This window comes from Prochlorococcus sp. MIT 1303, from assembly GCF_001631965.1.
Lineage (GTDB): Bacteria > Cyanobacteriota > Cyanobacteriia > PCC-6307 > Cyanobiaceae > Prochlorococcus > Prochlorococcus marinus_D.
The window spans coordinates 1-13,516 of sequence record NZ_LVHK01000031.1; the positions used below are offsets into that span (position 1 = coordinate 1).

Annotated in this window: 2 protein-coding genes; both read left to right on the forward strand. The window is 46.7% G+C overall.

Annotation, left to right across the window (positions count from 1 at the left end):
- The coding region (locus PMIT1303_RS13710) for a hypothetical protein (protein WP_197459740.1) at positions 1 to 278 on the forward strand (278 nt) is incomplete at its 5' end.
- 2 nt (positions 279 to 280) lie between these two features.
- Positions 281 to 13,447, forward strand: a complete 13,167-nt coding sequence (locus tag PMIT1303_RS02090; protein WP_063397331.1) for a putative Ig domain-containing protein — start codon at positions 281 to 283, stop codon at positions 13,445 to 13,447.
- Positions 13,448 to 13,516: the final 69 nt, after the last annotated feature.

Consider the following 13,516-nt stretch of genomic DNA (forward strand, 5'->3'; position numbering starts at 1 on the left):
ATCGTGATTGGGGTGAAACACTCCATAGCAGCCTTCATCAAGGAGATGAAGTTTTCACGGGTTCTGGCGATCTCTCCTGGCAGGCTCTCGATAATCAAGGTGGTGCAACATGGGAGAACGATGCCTTTAAAGATCAAAATGCGGTCGAGGCCACTAGCGACTACGTCGGCTCCCTTGAATCACCTACTACAACTGATGTAATCGGGGCTGATGGCAACGAAGAGGCGAACGACAACGACATGCAAGGCGATGTCTTCCAAGACTCTCTACCGGCTTAACATTGACAGATAAGCAGCCCACATCAGGTTTTTGGTCATCCGATCCAATCGATGACAACCTTCAAGCTGCTGATACATCATTCGCTACTCCAGAGCTTCCCTACAACTACCTCACAGGCGAGAATGAACTTAATTCTTCCTCCGTTGACCTTGATAGCAACAATATCCAAGCATCACAAGACTTAAATAGCAGTGATTCTGTTGTCTTAAAGCATCAGGATCTTGATGTTTCTGTGCAGGCATTAGCAGGTGAAGTTCCAGGTCTCACTGCCAACGATTCAAACGGGAAAACTCCCTGGGATGCTCAATTAATACTCAATGGTAAAACCAATGAAGAGCCTTACTATGATTCCACTAATACTGATCTAGGCAGCCTCAACAGCTCACAGTTAAGTGCTATAGATGATCAATCGACAAGCCCAGAAAAATTCAATCAAACTGATCAACCGGAACCATCATCTGACGAGCTTTCTGGCTTATTCATTAGCAGCGAACCCCAGGCCTTGCCGCTGGTTTCTAACAATCTTTCTCCTCTTCTAGGGGAGGATTTCGCTAACGACCCATTATTGGTCTACAAGAACTCCAAGGTTTACACCAACGAGCTGGAAGATGTTGATATTTCTGCTGACAATCAGCTTGAATCTAGTAAGGACATTTTAAATGAAATTTCTTCACGGCCAGGGCCTAGCGTTGATGACGAGACTTTCAGCAAAAAAGCCTTAAAGGCCTACAAAGATGCTGGCATCCTGGGCAATCAGAAGCAACAGATTGAACTGCCAGAAGGCGTCGAGATCCTGGAGCTAAGTTCAGATGCCGACACCATCAGCCTCACAGAAACAAACTCAGCATCAATAATAGATTTTGGTTCTGGCCATGATCAGGCAATCGTTTCGTCTAAAGGGTTCAATCCTGATGTAGAGCCCTATTTCAATCTCGAATCTCTGATCTGGAATCCACTCACAGAAGCAGGAACTCCTCGACTCCAAGACAACGGCAACCCCCTAACTATTCCCTTTGAAGTAACAAATTGGCTAGAAGATCAAACAACAATTCTGCCTCTAGATAACTACCCACCAGAAGTAGATGAAAATAGTGAGCAGCCTTGGCAGCTCGCCTCCTTCGCTCTCCCTGGAGAAGCTCCCTCTCCTCTACCAGACTGGTTGAAGCTGGTCAATCTTGAACCCACGCCTCAATTGGTAGGAGATGGCCGCGTCGTTATCAGTCAGACATTTAAAACCGATGCTGATGACCCTCAAAAACACTGGCTAGAGATCCATGTCCACGATGGTCGCTCCGATGGCAAGGGCTTGGTGGGGCTCGAGCTCAATCTCGACTGGCGAGCCTCTGCTCTGGAATTAATTACAGAAGAGCTAACCGTTGATCAAGTTTTTAATCACGAGCATCTGCCCCTTTTCCAAAACACTGGCAAGCCAAGCACTCTCGAACCCGAGTCGAATTCACAACCAACGAGGGAAGCCTTGCTTGGGATTGGTGCCGCCGCGCTTCCCAATGGTGGGCAAGGCAAACCTCTGGGCTATCTAAAGAGCGACGAACCACAAACCCTCTTTGCCCGTCTGGCCTTCCGGAGTGAGACCCCATCTCAGAATCCAGATTTGCAGCTAGATGCCACCCTTATTCCAGCAGCAGGCGGGATTTCTTTAAAGAAAGACGAACTGCTGATCCTTGATCACCGCAGCCCAAACCTCTGGGTGCTGCAAGCCAGCCCTGATCAACCACAGGTTGGCAGCCATGCTTTCACCCTCAGCAAAGGGGAAGGAGACAACGCCAAGATTCGCCATCTCGCCGTCGCGGTAAGAGAAGTCAATGACCCACCTGTACCCATACCAGCCGATGAGCTTGCCGCTGAAGCTTTAAACCCAGAGGTGCTACAAGACGCGCCTCTAAGCCACGATCTGCGCCGTCTATTTCGCGACCAAGACGATGAAAATCTTCAGTACTCATTAGTCAGTGCGCCTAGCTGGCTAGAGGTTGATCCTCAAACCGGTCTGCTCAGCGGCAGGCCCGCTAATGCTGACGTGGGAATTTTCAACATCATGGTGAGGGTCAATGACGGCCGTGGTGGAGAAGCCCAACAAACACTTGTTGTTGAAGTCGAGAACGTCAATGACTCTCCCCAAGTAGGAATTGCGATTGCACCACCAAATCTCCTCCAGGGCCAAAGCTTCACCTATCGACTACCTGAAGGAACCTTCAACGACCCTGACCTAGCCGTAGATCCTGATGAACAGTTGCATTACGAGCTGGTTGTAGCAGAAGGGGAACAAATCGTTCCTACTTGGATCCAAATCGATCGTGACAGCGGCACTCTCTCAGGGACAGCAGGTGCTGCTGATGTAGGGACCAACAAATTGGTGGTGCGTGCCATTGATGCTGCAGGGCTATATGCCGATCAAACCGTGACGCTCATGGTTGAGAACGTTAACGATGCGCCCTACAGAACCTCATCCCTGGCCGACTTTTTGAAGCTTCAACAGCCCACAGCAGTTGGTGAATTACCTCCTAGTGAAGATAATCCCAATGCTCTATTTACCGGGCTCGAGCGCACCTTTGACCTCAATCCTTGGTTCAACGACCCGGACATGGGAATAGTCCCAGAAGAGACTCTGTCTCTCCGCGTTGAACTCGACCCTGGCACAGGTCAAATTATTGATCTTGCCGATCAAAATCAAACCTCAGATTCTTCCACTGAATGGCTGCAGTGGGATGCAGAAAAAGGCGTGCTCATAATCAAGCCAGGGCTCAACGAAATCGGCGAACACATTCTCAGAGTGCGAGCTACTGACGTCGGGGGCCTATCCGCATCAGCCATTGTGCCTCTACTTGTGCGGCACCGTAATAGTGCACCAATCTTGCAAATTTCAAGCCCTGAGGAGCTCCTCGCCAACCTACGCGGCGAAGGAATTGATGCGGCGAAGGCTATCACATCCGCAAGTAATTCCGAGCAACCAGATCAACTAATAGGCCTACAAATCACCCTTTCAGAAGAAAGCAGCACAAAGATTGAACTACCTCTTGGTCTATTCAGTGATCCTGATCTAAGCATCGATCCAGCTGAGCTGCTCAGCCTTGAATTAAAAGGAGCTACAGAACTTTTTGGGCAATCTGACGCAGACGAGAACATTCAGACGGCCTTTCAATTTGATCCCAACAACCTAACAATCCAAGGCAACACACATGGCCTAGGCCTGGCCGTAACTGGAGGCCTATGCCAATGGGAAGCGACTCTTACAGCAACTGATACAGCCGGTGAATCCACGAGCTTTGATCTTGTATTCAACCTGCAACGAAAAGCCAACGAGCCTCAACTCATTGCGGAGAGCGATTCCGTCAGCTTGAGCGAAGGGTCCAAAATGCCGCTAAAAGATCTTGTTCAACTGGCCGTAAAGCCACGGGATGGCGAACGTGTCCGTTTGATCCTGCAGAGGAAAGACTCCAACCAGCAATCTTTAGAGCTGATTGATTCTCAAGGAACGATTCAGTCGGTTCAATCGACATCCAACTCTAATCCTGGACAACGCTGGGAAATCAGTGGTGTCGCCAATGAAATTACAGCGAAATTAAGTGAATTGCAATTCAGAGTTCCCAACAATTCTCATGCCATCGGCAACTTCACTCTCGACCTCATTGCACAAACAGAACTAGGCGAGACTGGAATCCTCTCAGAGGCTGTAAACCAACTCTTGAATTTCAGTCTCGAACCCATAGCCAATCAACCACTCTGGCAGCAGGAGGCATTAACAGAAGGTCCTAAAGATCCATTCTCATTAACAGCCATTGGCAGCCTTCTGACAGCAAAAAGCCCAGATCCGAGGGAAGTTCTGAGCTACCAGATAACACTTCCGGACGACAGATCTGATCTTGTAATTACTGATTCAAAAGGGGAAACACTAGGGGAGAAGGAAGGAAACAAACTTATACTTAGTCTCGCCGAATGGGGCTCTGCAGTACTACGAAGCGACACCGCATCTAGCCAGGCGGCAGAACTAGTTATGCAGGCCATCAGCACGGAATCAAGCAATGGCCTTCAGGCATTCTCAAATCCGCAAGTTCTGAACTGGCAGCCAAGCCCTCTGCTCCAACAAGCCCCTGAATTAATCATTCAACCGCCTACAGGAGTTCAGCGCTCTGGAGAAGACAGCCTTCTCAACCTAAACCTGGATCTACCAGAAGGCACCAGCAGCCTGCAATTGCAACTTGTTCTTCCCGAAGGAAGCCTGATCAGCATCGATAACGTTCCAAGCAGCAGTTCAGAGATAACAACGAGCCAATCAGATTCCAATCAGAAGCAGCATTTTCTTATCAATCTCGATGAAAAGGAGCAGCCCTTACCTACAAATCTCCAACTGCAAGTTCGTAGCGCAGAAAGCTTTAGGGGTGCCTTTTCAGGCGACCTAACTGTCATCGCATCCGCCCGTGCCGAGATTGACAACGGAGCTAGCGATAACTGGTCTACTGAACTGGCCAAAGGCCTCGCTAGCAGCGTAGAAAAGATTGAATTTGGCTGGGATGTTGCCCAAGTTGCTCGTACTCCTGAATTCTCCACTAATGCTTCGCGCGAAGCTCTCAATCTTCATTTCGATCCAACCAATGGCGCCCTCAAGATCCCCGTTCGACGTGGATCAAGTGGCAGTGGAATGCGTAATCCCGCAGAAACACTCACTCTTTCCGTGCGCAACATCCCTGCTGGCTATGCCCTAGCAGAAAAAATAGGTGAGAGCTATAAGGCCGTTGGCGCAACAGATGCCTTCGGCACGATGACGCTGTTCACATTGCCTCCCTTATCTGAAAGCACCCCAGACAGCAGCCTGAATGAATTCCAACCACTCAATGGTGGCAATCTCTTCCTAGTAGCAATAGACAAGGAACCTCTCGATCTCAGTAGAGCTTCACTAAGTCTCGCCCTCACCGCCCGAATCAGTGATCAACCCGGCGGTGATTCACGCTCAACGCCATTACAGCAAACCCTCAACCTCAGCAATATTTCTGGAGACATTCCAAAACTAAATGCTTCCCAGAAACTGATTGACCCACTTATTCTCGACTTAGCGGGCAAAGGTTTACCTCTTACCTCTCTAAGTAGTGATGGCTCTGATGTCAGCTTTGCCATGATGCCGGAGGCCAGCGCCGTTCCAACCTCCTGGCTAACAACCGAAGCCAATAAAAGTGGCGAGCTTAATGCAGCTTTTCTTGTTCTCAATGACGCCAGCAATGATCAATCTGACGGCAATATCAAGATCAGCAGCATCAAAGAGCTGCTATCGGAATACTTTCAAAGTAAAAGCCGCGAACGTAGTTTCCTCAGCGGCAGCTCTGCTCTCGCCAGCTTAAACAACAACAACGACAAATTGCTTGATGCTAGTGATACAGCCTGGAGTCAACTACAACTTTGGTTTGACGATGGCGATGCAATCAGCCAGCCCAATGAAATTCGCAAGCTTGGAGATTTCCTCAGTTCTATCAATCTTGGCAGCTTGGAGACACTTGCCGCTCAACCAAGCTGGGCAGCCGAGAACGCAGTACTCAGAAGACTAAGCGGATCAAGTAACAGCGATCCAAGCTCGCTTTACAACCTCTACGACGTTGGCTTGCGTATCGCACCTTCCGGTGCAGCTCCACTGGACCTGCAGCTAAAGGGTGAGGAAATCATATCTGGGGTAAAAACCCAAGTCATGCGAGTGAAGCTAAAGGAAAGTGGAGATCCCGCACCACTAAAATTGGTAAGTAAAGACAGCAACGGCTGGGCAGAGAGTGGACTTGATGCTCTGACATTGATCCGATTGGCCGGCCTACCAAAAGACATCGTTCCAACTCTTGGGGTGCGTGATTCTCGTGGTGACTGGTTATTCACCTGGGCGGACCTAGCCGCAAATGGCGGCCAACTTGAGCTCATCCCAGATCCTCACTGGAGTGGCAATGCCAACCTGCAAGTACTGATGAGTCAGCTACAGGCTGACGGTTCGCTAATCAGCTCTGCGCTCACAAGCCTGGCACTTGATGTAACGAGCGAAGCAGATCAACCATTACTTCAACTCAGCAACGTCATCGTCAATGAAGACAAGCCAGTAGCTCTGAGCCAATTACTGCAGAGGGCCGAGCTGATGGATAAAGATGGCTCAGAGAGCCTCCATTTCGAATTAAGTGAACTTCCTACTGGAATAAAATTACAAAGGTCTGTTAACGGCCAAAAGCCGACAAATATTCAATCAGTTGATGGAGTCTATCGCTTTAGCCCTACTGAGATTGACAAGTTAACACTTGTACCTCCAAAGGATTTTTCAGGCAACCTTCAATTCCAATGGCAGGCCATTGCAACTGAAGCCTCAAATGGTGACACAGCTATTAGTAGCCAAAAAGCACTGATCACCATTCGTGCCATCGCTGATTCCCCAAACCAAATTATTGCCAAAGAAGACCCAAGCCCCCTGCGAGAGGGAGGCAGCCTCGCCCTGGGAAGTCTCTTTGATCAACCCGACTCAACAACTGGTCTAAAAGATACAGACGGCTCAGAACAATTGCGGCTCGAGTTTGTGATCCCGGAAGGACTGGTCATCAAACAACCAAGTAACAGCAATTGGCTACCTATTAGCTCTTCAACAACAGGGCAGCAAAAGGTCGTGGTAATTAAAGCCTCAGACCTACCAAATTTGCATCTGGCTGACAAGGGGATGGGGCCAATCGAGAACTTGAGTTTCTCGATCACACGCATTAGCCGAGAAATTAGCAATGGCAACATTGCTCGTAGTAGCACTGTTGAACTCAACCTTCCTTTTGCACGCAATGCTCGCAAGGCAAGCATCACGCTGCTCAAACAACCAGAAATAAAAGAAGATTCCAATGGCGTGGCCTTGGTTGACCTAATCAAGGCCAAAGCAGCACATGACAGCGACACACTCAGTTATCAGATATCAGGCCTTTCAAAGGGCCTCAAGCTATTAGATCCAAACAAATCAGTTCACACATTTAATGAACAGGCGCCAGAGCTAACTATCACATCAATTGATGGTTGGCGTTTGCAGACAGACGCACATCTGGCCGGCAATTTTGGCTTTGACTTCAAAGTTATTAGCCATCCACCTGGCGCAGGGAATACAGCAACTACTTCGATAAGCAGAAGTAGTTTCAACGTAACTCCTATGGCTGATCAGCCCACATTAGCTATTTCCAGCAGCCTGGCATCTCCCCTCAGCATCGAAAGTAATGGCTGGCTCAAGCTCGATACAAAACTAAGCCCTAAATTAACATCTAGCGACCAAGACGGATCAGAGCGACTAAGCCTCATCATTGGATCAATAGATGCCAATGACAAACAAGTTGACTTGCCCACACAGATACAATTTAACGCCCCTGCGCGGCAATTAAAGGATGGTCGATGGGAAGTTCAGGCAATGGATCTGGACGGCTTGAGTGTTTACCTTGGGGAGATTGATGAAGAGCTAACAATCTCTCTCGCTGCTCGCTCTCTTGACGGCGAAGACCTCGCCGAAGGCGCGATCACCAAAGTAAAAATTGCAGCCAATGCAACAGTACGTGTTCCACTACTTGAGGTGCGTGGAGTTATGGAAGGTCTCGAAGATGTACCAATCCCACTACTAGCAAGTCTTAAAGGTGTCATCGATGCCAAGCTCAGGGGGAGTGGTGCAGGACAAACTCTTGAACTTGAGATCACGGGTCTGCCTGATGGCTCAAAACTAGTTAACCTGAAAGGCAAAGATGAAAGAGGAGCACCGTCCTACAGCACAGCTCTAAATCAAAACGAAGAAGGAACTCTTACAAGCAGTCTAAAGCTACCGTATGTGCAGTGGAATCAAGTGCACTGGCAAAGCCCGACCGACAAGAATGGGGACTACTCCTTCAAAGTTCAAGCCTCAAGTATTGGCAAAAATGGGAAAGTAATGAAAAGCGATATCGCCACTGTGCAAATACTCATCACGCCTGTTAATGACAAGCCGAAAATACACATCTCCAAGGACCTCGAAGGAATCAAAGAAGGCGAAAATGGAGAATGGGACCTGAGATCGCGATTTATCGACACAGACAATCAGAGAAGTGATCTTTCAATCGCAGCGAACATTATCAATAAAGATGGCAGCAAAGGGAAACTCCCAGATTGGATGAGCCTAAGTGCCAATGGAGTCCTTAGCGGGAAGCCAAGCAACAACAATGTTGGCATGTTAAATATTGAAATCACTGCCACCGATCCACTAGGAGAAGCCACATCACATCCCGTTAGCCTTGAAGTTGGCGACGTAAATGCAGAGCCAGTTTTCAACCCCTCTGCATTGAAGGACTGGGGAACAAAAATAGTTGATAATAAAACCATTTACACTCTAAAGCTAGATTTGCGTCAGAAAGCATCGATCAAATTAAACGACGCTTTCAGCGACGAAGATATTATCAATGGAGACAAGCTGAACTACTTAATTAGTAGCGACGGCACGAATTGGAACAAAAGCATCGCAAACATGGCAGAAGTCAGCAATAACGAGCTTTTGATTCAACCTCAAGGAAAAGATCGAATAGGCAAGCAAGAGATCCAACTTCGCGTTAGCGATCAAATGGGTGCTTCGATCACCAAGAAATTAGAACTAACGATAAGGAATATTAATGACCCTCCTACTGTTAACCGCAAAGAAGCTACAAAAATACGAAGTGGCGTGTGGCAAGAATCATTGAACCTCGACCAAGATCAAAGCGGTTGGAAAATAAACCTTGAAGGCCTATTTAGCGACGCAGATGCAGGTGATCGTATCGACCAGATTGTACCCACTGATTTACCATCATGGTTGACATATCAAGCGTCATCAACCGGAACTGGCGGAGTTCTGAGCGGAATTCCAGGCAACGATGATGTGGGAACGATTGGAATGCAATGGCAAGCAGTTGACAACCGTGGCGATACAGCCACTTACCGCATTCAACTAGAAGTTAAGAATGTAAATGACGCTCCTGAGCTTATAAAAAATCCAGATTTATCTGAGCTCGGCAAGATTGAGGATGGGGCACCTGGCGTGAATGAAGACAGCTACGCAAGGCTAGATCTAGGTAAAATATTTTCTGATCCAGATAGTCGTTACGGAGACACACTTAGCTACGAAATCACAAAAGTCGTAAAAGAAGGTTCGGATAAAACAGTGGAAGTTGATTGGCTAGGATTGGCATATCGCAGTTCAGCCGCTCCTGACGCTAGCGACAAGCTATTAATAGAACCAATCTTTTATTCAGTAAAAAGTGATGGATCTCTCGGCGACAAAATTGCACCAGCAGAACTTAGCGATCAAGCATCTGGAACAAGATTAAGGGTTGTAATTGAAGCTACCGATAGTCGTCAGACTGAAGAATCTAAGTTCCCAGGCTTAATCACTGCAGATCTCGATATCTCCTGGAATTCAGCTCTTAGCCTAATAAGAGGCAGCACAGCGATAAGCAAGAAGCTATCACTATATCCATCTATTGTAGAGGCCAAGGGCGGCTTAAGGTTCCAGGCCGCTGCGATTCCTGATTTAGGACAAGGACAGCCAGTTGGCGTAGTCAAACTAGAAGATGAAAACAAATGGGTGGCTGCAAAAGATAAACTCTTAAGCTTCGATGTTTTGCTTGAGGACCCTAGTAAAAATATTCTTATCGGCGTAAATGCAGGTGAAGGTCCTAATAGAGAGGGGCTATGGGGACGCAATCAGGAACAATTTGACCAGAAGAATAGTGTCATCCATTCGTTCTCAAGTAAAGCAGGTGCAGACATAGAAATTCTTGCTCCAGAGAATGCCGAGGTTGGCAATTTCACGATCACAATCACATCCACAGACCTAAGCGGCAAAAAGATAAGCGCAGAGGTACCGCTGATTATCAGAAATACAAATGATGCGCCTGTCATCGTGGGACAGGACAACTTAAAAACATGGATTACAGGCGAAGAGAGAAAAAAAATACTCGAAGGAGAAAGAACGAATAGTCCATCAATCAAATTATTCAACGATCCAGACCTTATGCACGGCGACAAACTAGCGATCAGGCTGGTGCCTGGAGAGAACAAGCTTGAAGTGAAAGATTTTAAATTGGCTGATAGCATATCAGTTATTACAAATAGCAATGGAGACATAAGCCTCAAACTTACACCTCCAAAGGGGATTACAGAGGAAATAGTTCAGCAATTCCGTCTTGAAGTCACAGATCAAGAAGGTGACTCAAAGAACACAGAGTGGCTATCTGTCTTGTTTACACCAACATCCGAACCAACAATAATAACCCGAGGTGCTCTACAACAGTCACTCAGCCCAATTGAATTAGGTCTTGGCGTCAAGAAAAATCTAGAGTTCGATTTAGGCACTGCACTTGCAATCAATGCGCTAGAGCTTAAAGACGAAAAAGGTGATGAAGCATTGCTAAAACTGCAAGCTTTTTCAACTGGAGTCACCATGAGGCTTGAAGGATTTAAAGACCAAGATTTCTTCTTACTCAACGAAGCAGGAAATCAAACAACTGCGAGCATTAACCTCAAGCGCCTCCAAGAAATCACAGGCCAAGGCTATGGAAGCTTGGACAATGTGAAGCTATCAATAGCACCCAACGAGTTAGGGCTGGTGCCTCGTGATTTGAGCCCGAAAGCAGTAGCAGGTTTACCAATTAAGATCTGGTCAGAGACAAGAGTCAAAAATGATGCCAGCGGCAATACGTTCGGATCAAAGAACAGTGCACAGTCGATCATATGGATACCAATAGATAATAGTTCTCCTGTATTTAAAAGTGCCAAGACCTCTATAATCAACGAGAGTTTCTTTGGAGAAGATACAACTCCACAAAGCAAAATTCTCTTTACTCTCTCAGATCAATTTATTGATCTCGACAAAAAAGACAGTGCCTCATGGAGCATCAAAACGCCACGTTCGCTGGAAGGTCTAATCGAGCTAAACAAGAAAACTAGCGAAATTCGTTTAACTGATTCAGTACAACAACTAAAAGACCTGCCAACAGGTAACCACCGTATCGTAGTTCGCCAAACAGACAGCTCGGGTGCCTTTGGAGATGCGAGTGGAATTGGAAGTGGTGTCTTAAGAATAACTGTTAGCCGAGAGCTCAACTCTCCTCAAACAACAAAAGGGCTCGACCTGATTACTCGTGGCGATAGCACTGAGATCAAAGCAATTTTCAACAAGCAGGCAGACCAACTAGAAGAATCTGAACAGCAAGTAGTAAAGATCTTTGAACGGCTAAACATTGAGGAATCCAAACTAGACAAGTTCCTTGAAGAACTTGAGGAAGGTTCCCTCGCAATTCTTGGAGAGGAGAAAGAGGGAGAGCCTTTAGTCTTGCTCGATGCGTCAAAGAGTTCGGGTGCATTGCTGATTGAAGCAGAAAAGGAAGAGGCCTCGAGTGAATTATTAGCCCAGTCAGAGATGCTCCTAACTGATCGAACTATCTCAGAAAGCCCTATAGGCAAGCTTGACTTCTCAATTGACACCCAAGGGGAGAGCTTTAGCATTATTCAAATGCAACTGGAAAATGGCGGAGCCAAGCTTGACACACTATTAAAGACCAACTCTGCCGGTGAGCCTTACATTTTTGAATCCAGCAAAATCAGTTACAACGAGGCTACACATGGCGAAATGGATTCATGGCTATCTGGATTAAGCTACGACCTGTATTACTACCCAGAGAGATCAAAGATATCAAATGTCCGCATTGATTCAGGCGACAACATTGAGGCTATTCTTTCTAATGCTAATTTCAACTTTGCACAGATAGGTCAGATTGATGGGTCAGGGTATTTAATTGATCTAGATGACGACGGCATTACTGATTTGATCAGTTTGCTAATCGTTGACGAAGGGTTCTTTGATACCATCAAAGATAATCCTTTAACACCAGACAATGAAGGAATTGGAATCATAGGAGATCCACTAATTCCTGTTTCAACATCAGAAGTAGCAACGCCATTGAGAAATTCTGGAAGTGGTGGTGGTACTTATAGCTCCAATGATGAGGTTGATGTCCAGACAGGAGAGGTCTCTAGCCCAACAGCATCTGAGACGAATGAAGACGAAAGTCAAAGTGAATCGGAAACTGTAGACACAACACAGGGAGCTGAAGTTAGCGAAAACTCTGGTGAAGTAGGAACTGTAGACACAACACAGGGAGGCGAAGTTAGCGATGACTTAAATACTCAATCAGCTAACAAAAAAGATATCCAGGCAAGCGAACTATCCAACCAGGTAAGGCCCTCTGTCGAAAACAGATCTCAAAGCCAAAATCCTATTAAAAGAACCTCAAGTAATGTCAAGCCAGACGAAAGTTTAGCGGCTCAATCAAACTCCTACCAGCAGATAGATGATCGCAAGCCTCAAGCAGAAACAAATGCTCGAGAACAAATTCCCTCCGCCGACATGAACGGGAGCCCACAAAATTTCATGTCATCTCTTCAGGACTGGATGCAAGCTAGAAAGAACGATGCCCAAGAGATATTAAAATCGTTAATAGAGCCATTAAACAACCAAGATGGCATGTCAATCGTAGCAATACTTGGGATCCTAGCGATTCCCATGGCCGGAGAAAGGGTTGCAACTAACACAGCTAAAGCTGTCAACCGTGACCTAAGATTAAAACTAAGGAGGCGAGAAGCATACTTCAATGGCAGATGGCTAATGCCCACACGTGATGGTCAGCTGATAGTGATAAGAAGTGATAGTTCTTCTCTTTCATTCGAGGATTCTGACAACTCAGAACAAGGCCTGCAAGATCTTACACTTCTCCCAGGCTTTGATAGCAATGGCATTTCACTACTTAGCCTTGCAATGCCGGCTTGCAAGAAGCCCGGTAAATTTGTCAAGGCACTAACCAGTCTAGAAAAGGAGTTAACTGATAAACAATCAACAGATATCAACTGGGAGCTCTGGATTCAAGAAAGCTTCGTGATAACAACCAATGCTGAGCATTATGAGAATTCTCCTGCCAGGAAAGCGGCTGAAGACTTGCTAAAGATCGTTGAACATGCTCTCAACGAAGAGCCTGTGCTTGCTGATGTAGTAATGCTTAGTCAATTAAGAGATTGCAGTAAAACACTAGGCCTTAGAGCACCTTTTGAGGCAAGCAATGCCATGGGGCCAAACAACATCAAAGACCCAAAAAAATCACCTGAAGCAAGTGTTATCGAATAGGAACTGATCATCCGTGTCAACCGCATAATCAACTTGAACTAGGATGAATAGATCAATCAAACCCTTGCC